The sequence below is a fragment of the Burkholderia sp. IO2 genome (assembly GCF_029522185.1).
In the GTDB taxonomy this organism is placed as follows: Bacteria; Pseudomonadota; Gammaproteobacteria; order Burkholderiales; family Burkholderiaceae; genus Burkholderia; species Burkholderia cenocepacia.
Genome location: NZ_JAKWFH010000055.1, coordinates 15,275 through 28,178 on the forward strand (window position 1 = coordinate 15,275; position 12,904 = coordinate 28,178).

The 12,904-nt window shown below is 68.0% G+C and carries 9 protein-coding genes and 1 pseudogene; 6 read left to right on the forward strand and 4 right to left on the reverse strand.

Going from position 1 to position 12,904, the window contains the following annotated elements:
- Positions 1–6: 6 nt before the first annotated feature.
- From pbpC to MMB92_RS28075, 3 genes are all read left to right on the forward strand, one after another.
- A complete protein-coding gene (gene pbpC, locus MMB92_RS28065; RefSeq protein WP_124675328.1) occupies positions 7–2,250 on the forward strand; it encodes a penicillin-binding protein 1C in 2,244 nt (747 codons plus the stop codon).
- A gap of 203 nt (positions 2,251–2,453) precedes the next feature.
- Positions 2,454–2,741 (forward strand): hypothetical protein, encoded by a 288-nt coding sequence (locus MMB92_RS28070; protein ID WP_034202230.1) that lies wholly within the window; start codon positions 2,454–2,456, stop codon positions 2,739–2,741.
- 143 nt (positions 2,742–2,884) lie between these two features.
- Positions 2,885–3,583 carry a hypothetical protein gene (locus MMB92_RS28075; RefSeq protein ID WP_069351903.1) on the forward strand — a complete coding sequence of 233 codons (699 nt, stop codon included), beginning with the start codon at positions 2,885–2,887 and terminating at the stop codon, positions 3,581–3,583.
- Positions 3,584–3,602: 19 nt separating this feature from the next.
- On the opposite strand, the pseudogene MMB92_RS28080 reads toward MMB92_RS28075, so the two are convergent.
- Both MMB92_RS28080 and MMB92_RS28085 read right to left on the reverse strand, forming a co-directional pair.
- Positions 3,603–3,749: pseudogene (locus tag MMB92_RS28080) on the reverse strand (GNAT family protein); the annotation flags it as partial.
- Positions 3,750–3,840: 91 nt separating this feature from the next.
- Positions 3,841–5,088 carry a multidrug effflux MFS transporter gene (locus MMB92_RS28085; RefSeq protein WP_006488708.1) on the reverse strand — a complete coding sequence of 416 codons (1,248 nt, stop codon included), beginning with the start codon at positions 5,086–5,088 and terminating at the stop codon, positions 3,841–3,843.
- 286 nt (positions 5,089–5,374) lie between these two features.
- On the opposite strand from MMB92_RS28085, the gene MMB92_RS28090 reads away from it, so the two are divergent.
- Complete coding sequence (locus MMB92_RS28090) at positions 5,375–5,920, forward strand: hypothetical protein (RefSeq protein ID WP_034202228.1); 546 nt, start codon at positions 5,375–5,377, stop codon at positions 5,918–5,920.
- A gap of 100 nt (positions 5,921–6,020) precedes the next feature.
- Here the strand turns inward: MMB92_RS28090 and MMB92_RS28095 are convergent, their stop codons facing one another.
- The gene (locus MMB92_RS28095) at positions 6,021–6,917 is read right to left on the reverse strand and encodes a glutamate/aspartate ABC transporter substrate-binding protein (protein ID WP_277563081.1); all 897 of its coding nucleotides are present in this window, start codon (positions 6,915–6,917) and stop codon (positions 6,021–6,023) included.
- 409 nt (positions 6,918–7,326) lie between these two features.
- Between MMB92_RS28095 and MMB92_RS28100 the strand changes: the two genes are divergently transcribed.
- Positions 7,327–8,982, forward strand: coding sequence for a S8 family peptidase (locus MMB92_RS28100; protein ID WP_077189378.1), 1,656 nt, complete (start codon positions 7,327–7,329; stop codon positions 8,980–8,982).
- Between the two features lie 716 nt (positions 8,983–9,698).
- Entirely contained in the window at positions 9,699–12,464 is a 2,766-nt protein-coding gene (gene mgtA / locus MMB92_RS28105) for a magnesium-translocating P-type ATPase (protein WP_277563082.1), read from the forward strand.
- A gap of 110 nt (positions 12,465–12,574) precedes the next feature.
- Here the strand turns inward: mgtA and MMB92_RS28110 are convergent, their stop codons facing one another.
- Positions 12,575–12,859: a hypothetical protein gene (locus MMB92_RS28110; protein ID WP_034203332.1), complete on the reverse strand. Its 285-nt coding sequence runs from the start codon at positions 12,857–12,859 to the stop codon at positions 12,575–12,577.
- Positions 12,860–12,904: the final 45 nt, after the last annotated feature.

Sequence of the window (12,904 nt, forward strand, 5' to 3'; positions counted from 1 at the left end):
CAAGTGATGATCGATCTGGCTTTGCCGCGGCCGGCGCGTTTCGCCGGCCGCGTATTCGTCGCCGTCGTACTGGCCGCGCCGCTCGTCGCGCATGCGCTGCCCGGCTACGACGACGTGCGCCGCAACTGGCGCAGTTCCGACTGGGTGCTGCTCGCGCGCGACGGCACGCCGCTGCAGCGCACGCGCATCGACCTCACCGAACGGCGCGGCGACTGGGTGTCGCTCGCCGACGTATCGCCCGCGTTCCGCGAGGCGATCGTCGTGTCCGAGGACAAGCGCTTCTACGAACACAGCGGCGTCGACTGGCGCGGCATCGCCGGCGCCGCGTGGGGCAACCTGTGGAACGAGCGCACGCGCGGCGCGTCGACCGTCACGATGCAGCTAGCGGGCTTGCTCAGCGATTTGCCGCGCCGCTCGGGTCAGCGCTCGCTGCCGCAGAAAGCCACGCAGGCCGTGAACGCGCTGTGGCTCGAACGCAGCTGGCGCAAGGACCAGATCCTCGAGGCCTACCTGAACCTGGTGCCGTTCCGCGGCGAGACGATCGGGCTCGGCGCGCTGTCGCAGGTGCTGTTCGGCAAGGCGCCGTCGGGCCTCGACGCGCGCGAGGCCGCGATCGCGGCCGCCCTCGTGCGGGCGCCAAACGCGGCACCCGCGAAGATCGCCGAGCGCGCGTGCCGGATCCTGCGCGACATGCATGCCGGGCAGGCATGCGCGTCGCTCGACGGCTACGTGCAGCTCGTCGTCGCACGCCCAGCCAATACCGTCCGCGACGACGGCGCCGCCCTCGCCCCGCACTTCGCGCGGCGCATCGCGGCCGAGGTCAAGCCGGCGGCCGGCGCGCAGATCCGCACGACGCTCGATGCACCGCTGCAGCGCTTCGCGCGCGACACGCTGACGCGCGCGCTGACCGAGCTCGACGCGCCCGCGCACCGGCGCAACGTGCAGGACGGCGCGGTGGTCGTGATCGACAACGCGACCGGCGAGATCCGCGCGTGGGTCGGTTCGTCGGGGACGCTGTCGAGCGCGCGCGACGTCGACGCCGTGCTCGCGCCGCGTCAGGCCGGCTCGACGCTCAAGCCGTTCCTCTATGCACAGGCGCTCGACGAGAAGCGGCTGACGGCCGCGTCGCTGCTCGACGATGCGCCGATCAACCTCGCCGCCGGCGGCGGCCTGTACATTCCGCAGAACTACGACAAGGATTTCAAGGGCTGGGTGAGCGTGCGCAGCGCGCTCGGTGGTTCGCTGAACGTGCCGGCCGTGCGCGCGCTCGTGCTCGTCACGCCGCACCGCTTCGCGCGCACGCTGACCGCACTCGGCCTGCCGCTCGCGCAGGAAGGCGATTACTACGGCTTCAGCCTCGCGCTCGGCAGTGCCGACGTCACGCTGCTGTCGCTGACCAACGCATACCGCGCGCTCGCGAACGGCGGCGTCGCGCGCAAGGTCGTCGACCTGCCGGCCGGGGCGCCGACGGCGGCAGCCGGCGCAGCGGCGCCCGCGCGGCCGGACGCCGGCACGCGCGTGTTCAGCGAGGCGGCCAGTTTCGTCGTGACCGACATCCTGTCCGACAACAATGCGCGCGTGCGCACGTTCGGCTTCGACAACCCGCTCGCGACGCGCTTCTTTTCCGCGGTCAAGACCGGCACGAGCAAGGACATGCGCGACAACTGGACCGTCGGTTTCACGTCGCGCTATACGGTCGGCGTATGGGTCGGCAATGCGGACGGCTCGCCGATGTGGGACGTGTCGGGCGTCACGGGCGCGTCGCCCGTGTGGTCGGCCGTCGTCGGCTATCTGCACCGCGACCTGCCGAGCCGTGCGCCGCGTGCGCCGGCCGGCGTCGAGACGCGCCGCATCGCGTTCGAGCGCGACATCGAGCCGGCCCGCAACGAGTGGTTCATCGCGGGCACGGCGGTCGACACGATCCGGCTCGCGGCGCCGGTCACGCCGGGCAAGGACGGCGCGCGCGCGCCGTTGACGATCGGCGCGCCGACCGACGGCACGATCTTCGCGATCGACCCGGACATTCCGCCAAAGAACCAGCGGATCTGGTTCGAGCGCTCGTCCGGGCGCGCGGCGAAGTTCGCGTGGCGGCTCGACGACAAGGTGATCGGGCATGCTGATCGCGTCGCGTGGCTGCCATGGCCGGGCCGGCACCGGCTCGAACTCGTCGATGCGCGCGGCAACGTCGCGGATGCGATCGGCTTCGAGGTGCGCGGCGCGTTCGCGAAGCCGGCCGCGCGCAAACCCTGAGGCGGCGAGCCGGCCTTACTGGCCGGCCGTATTCGCCTTCGGCGGCTGGGCGGAGAAGTCGAGTGCAGTCGCCCGATTCTTCAACCGGACCGGCCAAGCCGCAAATCATTGTGGACGCGATGAATTAGTTCGACAATATCGCGCACGCGGTGCATTCGGGCACCGACGACGAACCGACGCAGGCCGATTCCGGACCGACAACGATGACACCCGAAACCGAGGGCAAACTGCTCCGGCATGGCGTACAGATCATCCCGCTCTGCTTGGGCCTGTATGCCGCCGACAGCCTGTGGGACGCGTATCGCAACGGCGGCATCCTGGAATGCCACCAGGCTCGCATGCACCCGATGACCTGCTGGTGGATCACGCCGGACATGGGCGAACACTTCCAGCGATTGCTCGCCAGCCACTGGCACGTGCTCGGGCTCAGCGTTCTGCTGAGCCTGTTGCTCGCTTACGTCATGGCGCCGGCCCGCCACCGGCGCCAATGACGCCCCGGCCCGGCCATACCGCGTGCAAGCCGCCAGCGGCAGACCGAACGGGCCAGCAACACCGCGGTTCAGCACCTAGAATGACAGCAGCGCCGCATTCCCGACGCGCACCGGTTGCCTCATTCTCTCGATGGCCTGCGACCATGAACATCCGCCACGAACGCTTCACCCGACCCGCGCTGGGCGTCTTGTGCGTTGCAGCGCTCGCCGCCCTCCAGGCCTGCAACGGCGATGCCTGCTTCGGTGTCGACGTATGCTTCAACGACAACACGCAGACCGTCGCGCTATCGGGCACAGCCGCGACGGGCGACGCGCTCGCGAGCGCGCAGGTCACGGTCAATTGCGCGGTCGGCTCGGCAACGACGCTGACGGACGGCGGCGGCAACTACCGTGTGACGCTCGACGCCGCGCTGCCATGCGTCATCACCGTGGCGTCGGGCGGCGCGAGCCTGCATTCGCTCGCCTATGCGGGCGGCACCTTCAACACGACGCCCGAGACCGAGCTGATGCTCGTCTATCTCGCGGCGCAACTCGGGACGAACACGGCCGGGCTGATCGGCAATTTCCAGGGCAGCCTGCGCTACCAGCGGGCCATGAACAGCCCGGACACCGTGCAGGCCGCGCAATCGGCCGTCGTGACGAACCTGCAGCAGCGCTATGCGGTCTCGCTGGCCGCGCCGGCGTTCCTGACCACCCCGTTCGTGGTCGGGCAACCGGGCGTCGACGGCGATCTCGTTGCGCTGGCGAAGGCTGGCGCGATCGATCCGAACGGACTGCCGGATCCGGTTGCCGTGTCGCTGTTGCAGCAGGCCGGGGCCGCACACCCGCTGCAAGGAATGTGAGCGGGACGGGAATCGACCGTCAGGTGCCCGCTTCGCGCGCGTCGTCGGCCAGCAACGCCCAACGCTCGTGGTCGCGCCATTCGCCGCCGATGCGCAGATAGCGCGGCGAACATCCCGCTTGCCTGAACCCGAGCCGTCCAACCAACGCGATCGACGCACGGTTGCCGGATGGTTCGCGACGATCACGTCAGCGGCGTCGGACCGGGCGACGCGATTCAGCAGGATCCGGCTCGTGGGTCGCGGTCACCACATGGCGCTTACGCCGCCTCCCCGCTCCCGCACACCACCGGCGCCGCCTGCTGCTGCGACAGATACCGCAGCAGCTTCGTCACCATCCACACGACGATGAACGACAACGCGACGAAAAACACCGCCAGCGGCGTCAGCACGTGAATCGACACGAAACCGGCCAGCCCCATCATCGCGGACGACACGAGCAGCAGCGCACAGCCGAGAATCGCGCTCGTCAGGCCGGCGATATGCGGAAACAGCGAATTGCCCTTGGCCATCAGCGTCGGATACATCGCACCGGCGCAGAAACCCATCACGAGCACCGGCGTCGCGAGCGTCCACACGCGCAGGCCGACGGTCAGCGCCAGCACCAGCATCGCGACCGACGCGCCCGCCATCACGCGCGCGCCGATCCGCAGCCGTTGCTCGGCGCTCGGCAGCCCGCGCCCGTGAATCCGGTTCGACAAACCACCGAGGAAATACATGAGGCCGATGCCGAGCGCGAGATAACCGAAGAAGGTCGGCGGCTTGTGCAGCGTGGTCTGGACCATGAACGGCCCGACGATGTTGAACACCAGCAGGATGCTGTAGCACAGCCCCTGGGCGAGGAAGCAGCTCTGGAACACCGGGCTGGCCAGCACCTTGCCCGCGTTCGCCATCAGCGTGCGCGGCTCGAGATGCACCGGCTTCGGCAAGGTCTCGCGGTAGCGCCACAGCAGCGCCCACATCGCCAGCGAGTAGACCAGCAGGAACACGAGGCACGCACGCCAGCCGAACCATTCCTGCAGGTGCGCGCCGATCACCGGCGCGATGATCGGCGCCAGCCCCCATGCGATCGACATGTACGTGAACGCGTGCATCAGCGCCTGGCCGGAAAACGAATCGGTGATGATCGCCTTCGCCAGCAGGTTGGTCGTCGCGATCCCGAAGCCCTGCAGGCAGCGTGCGAGCACGAACGTCTCCAGGTTCGGCGCGCCGAGGGACAGCAGGCAGCCGATCGTGTAGATCACGAGCCCGAACGCGAGCACGCGCTTGCGGCCGTAGGCGTCGGCGATCGGCCCGAAGATCAGCTGGCCGAGCGCGTAGGCCGCCATGTAACCGGACACGCTCGACTGGATCGCCTGCGGCGTGGTCGCGAACGAACGTGCCATGTCGGGCAGCGCGGGCACGTAGATGTCGATCGCGAGTTGGCCGGCGGACGCGAACAGGCAGATCAGGAACAGCAGGAAGCGCGGCGAATTCGACTCGCGCGCGGGAGTGAGCGTGGCGTTCATGACGACTGGGAAGGAGGTCGGACAGCAGTGCCGCACCGTCAATGTTCGAATCTCGAACATGCGTGCGGTCGTGGCGAATTCCGTATTGTGCCTGTTGTTGCATCCGGCGACAGGATTTCCCTGGCGCGGGCGAGGTTGAATGGCCGGTCCCGACATGCGCCGATCGGGCCGCCGGCGGCGGTTTTAATGTTGATTTAAGCCGGCGGCGGCATTGTCTCGGGTGGCTCACTCCGTGAGCCGCACGTCATTGTTGATTCGATCAGTCTCGTTTGATGGAGATACGAAGATGCGATTCCGTTCGTATATGGCGGCGGGCGCGCTGGCGCTGGTGCCCGTGTTCGCGCTGGCCGGGCAGCCCGGCGCGGCGGCCGCCGCCCAACCGATGTTCGTCAATGTCAACGGGCAGGCCGTGCCCGTGAAAGCCGAGACGCGTGTCGTCCAGACGGCCGTCGGCCCGATGAAGGTCAGCACGTGGAGCTGGCACAGCCCGCAAGGCGGTGCGAGCTTCGAGATGCAGACGTCGTCGTCGGGCGGCATGCCGCCCGCGGCAGCGTTGCGGCAAATGCAGGCCGTGCAGTACCGGATGCAGGCGGCGCAGGCGCAGATGGTCGCGATGCAGCAGCAGATGATGGCGCTCCAGCACATCGCGCTCGCCAACGCGTTCGCGATGCCGATGCCGCAGCCCGTCGGGTTCGCGATGGCGCCGTGGGCCATGCCCGAACCGGTCGTCGTGATCGTGCCGGTGCAACCTTCGGCGCGTTCGATGGCGCCCGCTCCCGCCCCGGCGACGCCGGCACGGCCGGCCGCACGCGGGCCTGAAATCAAGGCCTGACGCGCGCGTCCGGCGCACGAGCGACCGGGCCGCAAAGCGAAACCGCCGGCACGTGCCGGCGGTTTTTCATGGGTGGCGCGACATCGCCACGACGCGGTGCTCAGTACTGCGCCTGATCCGTCGGATTCTTGAACAGCTGCTTCATCTCCGCCGACAGCGGATAGTTCAGGCTCACGCCCTTCGGCGGAATCGGCTGCGTGAACCACTGGTCGTACAGCTTCTCGGCCGCGCCCGAGGTCTGCATCTTCGCGATCACGCCGTCGACGACGCGCTTGAACGGCGGATCGTCCCTGCGCATCATGCACGCGTAGTTTTCGTGAACGAGCGGCGTACCGGTGACCGTGTACGCGCCCGGGTTGCGATCCTTCGCGATCTCGCCGTACAGCAGCGGCTCGTCCATCACGAACGCCACCGCGCGCCCGGTCGTGACGTTCATGAACGCTTCGGCATGATCCTTCGCGCTGATGATCGTCATGTTCATCGCCTTATCTTCGTTGAGCTTGCGCAGCAGGCGCTCGTCCGACGTACCGGCCGTCGTCGCGACCGTCTTGCCGGCCAGGTCCGCGAAGTCCTTCACGCCCGAATCCTTGCGCGTGCTGAAGCGGATGCCGTACAGAAAGATGCTGTTCGAGAACGCGGCCTGCTTTTGCCGTTCGAGCGTATTCGTCGTCGAGCCGCATTCGAAGTCGATCGTCCCGTTCTGCAGCAGCGGAATCCGGTTCTGCGACGTGATCGGGATTTCCTTCACCGCGAGGTTCGGCAGGTTCAACTCCGTCTTCAACTGGTCGATGATGCGCGACGCGATGTCCCGCGAATAGCCGATGTTCTTCTGCTGGTTGTCCGAATACGAAAACGGCACCGACGACTCGCGAATGCCCAGCGACACGACGCCCGTGTCCTTGATCTTCTTCAGCGTACCGGTAAGAGCCTGCGCGTGCGCGGTGCCGGCCAGCGCACAGGCCAGCGCGACGGCAAGCCAACGGAAACGACGATCCATGCTTGTCTCCTGACGAAACGTTGATCGAGTCGCGATCGTACGCCCGACAATATTCGCGTCATATCAGGGGAAGCGTAAACCACCTTCCGCCACGGCCGGATCCTGAAAGACGTTTTCCGTGCCGCGCAAACCCGCTCGCCCGCGCCTCCTGCCCGACCGGTCCGCGCACCGGCTCTGTGCCGGTCGTTCCAAACGCGCGTTCATGCTGCGACGCATCAACGTAATCGTTTGCGGCACCGCCTGTTTTTCTCGCGAAACGCACTCAAGAAGCCGCCGCGCACGCCGTTACCCAGTGCATGGCGCGTCGCAGCAACCTGCTGCAACCGTCAGACAAAAACGACAAGGTCCGGCTCGCCCGGACCAGCGCCACCGCCGGCACGACGGTTATCTACGAGGATCGACTTTCAACATGAGAGCCAAACGTTTCAATTTCGCGCTGGCGCGCCTCGCACATGCGCGCATGCTCGCCGGCATGCTGTCCGCCGCCGCCCTGCTGCCCCTCGCCGGTTGCGGCGGAGGCGGCGGCGACGGCAGCAACCCGTCTTCGTCCAACGCGTCACCCGCACCGGCGCCCGCGCCCGCGCCGGCGCCCACGCCCGCGCCGACCACCCCGCCCGCGTCGTCCGGCACCAATGCGTGCACGTCGCAGCAGGCCGCCGTGCAGATGGCCGCGCAGACCGCACCGGTCGAGCCGCCGATCGATCACCTCATCGTCAAGCTGAAGACGCTGACGGCCCCCCGAGCGATGGCGGCCGTCGACAACGGTGCGCGACTCGACGCGGTGATCCAGCGCGCGATGACGCGCTGGACGGCGCCGGTGACCGGCAGCGCCCGTGCGTACGCGAGCACGGTCGCGCAAACGCCGGTGAACGTGCAGGTCGAGCGCACCATCTCGAACGGCGCGGCCGTGCTGTCGCTCGGCCAGCGCATGGCCGCCACCGATGCCGCCGCGCTCGCGCAGGCGTTCGCGGCCGACAGCGATGTCGACTACGCGGAACCCGATCACCCGATGCAGATCCGCGACACGCCGAGCGACCCGCTCTACAACCAGCAGTGGTATCTGTCCGACCCGACCGCCGGCATCGACCTGCCGCCCGCGTGGAACGTGACCAAGGGTTCACCGACCGTCGTCACGGCCGTGCTCGACACCGGCTATCGGCCGCACGGCGACCTCGTCGGCAACCTGCTGTCCGGCTACAGCTTCATCAGCAACGTCAACACCAGCAACAACGGCTTGACGCGCAGCCCGGACGCGACCGATCCGGGCGACTGGGTCACGCAGCAGGAACTCGACAACGCCAACGGCCCGTTCTATCACTGCGCGAGCCAGCCGAGCGACAGCAGCTGGCACGGCACGCGCGTGATGGGCGTGATCGGCGCGACCGCCAACAACGGCACCGGTATCGCCGGCGTATCGTGGCTCGGCCAGATCCTGCCGGTGCGCGTACTCGGCAAGTGCGGCGGCGTGACGAGCGACATCGCCGACGGCATGCGCTGGGCAGCCGGCATTCCGGTGACCGGTGTACCGACGAACCCGCGGCCGGCGAAGATCATCAACCTGAGCCTCGGTGGAGTCGGCGCGTGCAGCACGACGTTCCAGCAGGCGATCGACGACGTGACCGCGAAAGGCGTGACCGTGGTCGTCGCGGCCGGCAACGACGGCCTGTCGACCGGGCTCGACCAGCCCGCCAACTGCCGCGGCGTGATCACCGTCGGCGCGACCGATGCGACGGGCCGCCGCGCATCGTTCAGCAACTTCGGCGCCGATGTCGCGCTGAGCGCACCGGGCGTCAACATCCTGTCGACGTCGAACACCGGCACGACGACGCCGGGCTCGGACACCTATGGCCTCGCGAACGGCACCAGCCTCGCGACGCCGCAGGTGACGGGGGTCGCCGCGCTGATGCTGTCGGTGAACGGCAACCTCACGCCCGCGCAGATCCTGCAGAAGCTGCAAGGCGGCACGCGCGCGGCGAAGCTCGCGGCCGGCACGTCGTGCACCGCGCTGCCGGCCGGCTCGGGCATCCTCGATGCGGGCGCCGCCGTCGCGACCGCGAACCAGTAACCGGCACCGCGTTCGACGCAGCCGCGCGCATGCCGACAAGGTGTGCGCGCGGCTGTTTCGTTGCGGGCTGTCCGGCGCGCCCGCGAACGCACACCGGCGCGATCAAGCATCTCGAAATAACGCCTGACAAAAGGGTTGACGCTTCGCACAGCGAGCCATTACCATCGCCCCCGTCTAGTTACATGGAGTGTTCTGTGAACACCGATGCGAGTTGTAGTTGGTTCCTGGCCAACTTGACTGCTGCCTGAGGAAAACGCGCAGAGCCTCGTCTTCTGCCGCATCCCGGGAAGCAGGATGCGGCGCCCTTCCGGCCTGACCACGGGCCAGATCTCCCGCCGAATTTTTCGATGTTGTCGAATGCACGCGACGCGCCGTCGCGCGCGTGCGTTCGTGTTGCGCGCGGCGCCAGCCGCGTGCGCTCTCCGTTCGCGTGCCGTCCGGCCGCGCGCCTCGTTGCGCGCGCCGCTGCCGATCGCCCGTGCCGACTATCCGCAACCGACAGGAGTGCAGATGAACTCAGACGACAGTAGTCGATTACCGCTCGCCGGTGCGACGCTGCGCATCGACACGCCGTCCGCATCATGCGCGCCGGCGAGCGTTCCCGCCTTTACCGACCCACAGCCGATCGCGCCTGACGCGACGCGGCGGGGAGCGCTCGTGAGTCGATAGCGTCACGGTCGCTCCCCGCCCGCCGCCTCGTGCGCAAGGAGCGACTCATGACGACACGACACAACACCTCGCACAAGAAACAGCGCGGCTTCATCAAGGCCGGCGCCGGCCAGCAGAACGAACCGCGCACCATGCGCGCCGCGCAGGAAGCGGCCCGCCCGCTCGAAGACACGCTGAAGTCGCTGCACACCAGCACGCGCGGCCTCACCTACGACCAGGCCGCCGATCGCCTGCAGCAGCATGGCCCGAACGAAATCGCGCACGACAAGCCGCCGCACTGGACCCGGCAGTTGCTGCTCTCGTTCCACAACCCGTTCGTCTACGTGCTGCTGGTGCTGGCCGCCATCAGCTTCTTCACCGACGTCTACTTCGCGGCGCCCGACGAGCGCGACTACGTCGGCATGACGATCCTGCTGACGATGGTCACGATCAGCGCGCTGCTGCGCTTCGTGCAGGAATTCCGTTCGCTGCGCGCGGCCGAGAAGCTCAAGGCGATGGTCCGCACGACCGCGACCGTGCAGCGCGCGGTGACCGACACGGCCGAGCCGTCGCGCCGCGAAGTGCCGATGCGCGACGTCGTCGTCGGCGACATCGTGCATCTTTCCGCCGGCGACATGATCCCCGCCGACGTGCGGCTGCTCGCGTCGCGCGACCTGTTCATCAGCCAGGCGGTGCTGACCGGCGAGGCGCTGCCCGTCGAGAAGTACGACACGCTCGGCGCGGTGGCCGGCAAATCCGCGGGCACGCACGCGGCGGACGCGGCCAACGACGCGCCGGCGTCGCTGCTCGATCTCGAGAACGTCTGCTTCATGGGCACCAACGTCGTCAGCGGCACGGCGACGGCCGTCGTCGTCGCGACCGGCGAAGAGACCTACTTCGGCTCGCTCGCGCGCAACGTCGTGAGCCACAAGCGCATCGAGACGAGCTTCGACCGCGGCGTCGCGAGCGTCAGCTGGCTGCTGATCAAGTTCATGTTCGTGATGGTGCCGATCGTGTTCATGATCAACGGCCTGACCAAGGGCGACTGGCTCAGCGCCCTCACGTTCGCGCTCGCGGTGGCCGTGGGCCTCACGCCCGAGATGCTGCCGATGATCGTCAGCGCGAACCTCGCGCGCGGCGCGGTCGCGATGGCGCGCCGCAAGGTCGTCGTCAAGCGCCTGAACTCGGTGCAGAACTTCGGTGCGATGGACGTGCTGTGCACCGACAAGACCGGCACGCTCACGCAGGACAAGATCATCCTCGAACATCACCTCGACCTGTCCGGCCACAAGAACGAGGACATCCTGCGACTCGGCTGGCTGAACAGCTTCCACCAGAGCGGCCAGAAGAACCTGATCGACATCGCGGTCGTCGCGCGCGCCGACAAGATCGGCGAACGCGTGAAGCCGCAGGGTTACAAGAAGATCGACGAACTGCCGTTCGACTTCGTGCGGCGCCGCCTGTCGGTCGTCGTCGAGGATACGCGCGGCACGCATCTGCTGATCTGCAAGGGCGCGGTCGAGGAAATGCTCGCGGTGTCGACGCACGTGCAGGATGAAGACGGCGTACGCCCGCTCGACTACGTGGCCCGCAAGCGGCTGCTCGAACAGGCCACCGCGTACAACGAGGACGGCTTTCGCGTGCTCGTGCTCGCCACGCGCACGATCCCGCGCGGCGACGAGCGTGCGCAATACCGCACCGCCGACGAACACGATCTCGTCGTGCGCGGCTTCCTGACCTTCCTCGATCCGCCGAAGGAGTCGGCCGCGCCGGCGCTCGCCGCGCTGCGCGAGAACGGTGTCGCGGTAAAGGTGCTGACGGGCGACAACCCGACCGTCACGATGAAGGTGTGCCGCCAGGTCGGCCTCGAACCCGGCAAACCGATGCTCGGCACGGAAATCGAAGCGCTCGACGACGACACGCTCGCCAAGGTCGTCGAACGCACGACCGTGTTCGCGAAGCTCACGCCGCTGCAGAAGGCGCGCATCGTCAAGGCGCTGCAGGCGAACGGTCACACCGTCGGCTTCCTCGGCGACGGCATCAACGATGCGCCCGCGCTGCGCGACGCCGACGTCGGCATCTCGGTCGACAGCGGCGCCGACATCGCGAAGGAGACCGCCGACATCATCCTGCTCGAAAAGAGCCTGATGGTGCTGGAGGAAGGCGTGATCAAGGGCCGCGAGACGTTCGGCAACATCCTGAAGTACCTGAACATGACGGCCAGCTCCAACTTCGGCAACGTGTTTTCGGTGCTGGTCGCCAGCGCGTTCCTGCCGTGGGAGCCGATGCTCGCGACGCAACTGCTCGTGCTGAACCTGATCTACGACACGTCGCAGATGCTGCTGCCGTGGGACAAGATGGACCCCGAGTTCCTGAAGAAGCCGCGCAAGTGGGAAGCCGGCAACATCAGCCGCTTCATGCTGTGGGTCGGGCCCACGTCGTCGGTATTCGACATCACGACGTACATCCTGATGTGGACGGTGTTCGGTGCGGGCGCGCTGTATCACCTGAACGGCGGCGCGAGCGGCCAGATCGTGATGAACTCGGGCTGGTTCATCGAGAGCCTCGTGTCGCAGACGCTCGTCGTGCACCTGCTGCGCACGCAGAAGATCCCGTTCCTGCAGAGCACGGCGTCGCTGCCGGTGCTGCTGTCGACCTTCACCGCGATCGCGATCGGCTGCTGGCTGCCGTTCTCGCCGTTCGCGGAGGCGATCGGCTTCATGCACCTGCCGGGCACCTACTGGCTGTGGCTCGCCGCGACGATGGTCGGCTACATCGTGCTCGCGCAGATCGTCAAGACGATCTACGTGCGCCGCTACAAGCAGTGGTTCTGATCGCGCTCGGATGACGATGCGCCGGCCCGTGCGCCACCCGCACGGGCCGAACACCCCGATCTGCCGTCGTTCGGCGATGAACGGGCCGCCTCTGCGGCCCGTTTTTTCATTCAGCGGGCATCGTTCGCGCCGAACAGCTGCGCGCACACCGCGCGCCCCTCGCCGGTCAGCGCGGCACTGCCGGTCCCGTCCTCGTTCAGCGTCGTCGCGCTCAGGCCGGCGGCGTCGAGTTGCGTCAACACGCGGCGCAGCGTGCTCATCGGCAATTGCGCGCGCTTCGCGATCTTCGGCAGCGACCATGGCTTGCCGGCCGGACCGCTGGCGGCTTCGTTCAGCGTCGCGAGCGTGGCGACGAGCGCGGGATCGAGCGGGGATTCGTCGGATTCTGAAGTCATCGGTTCGGGTTCGTCGGCCGGCGTCGCGCCGGCATGCAGGAAGAA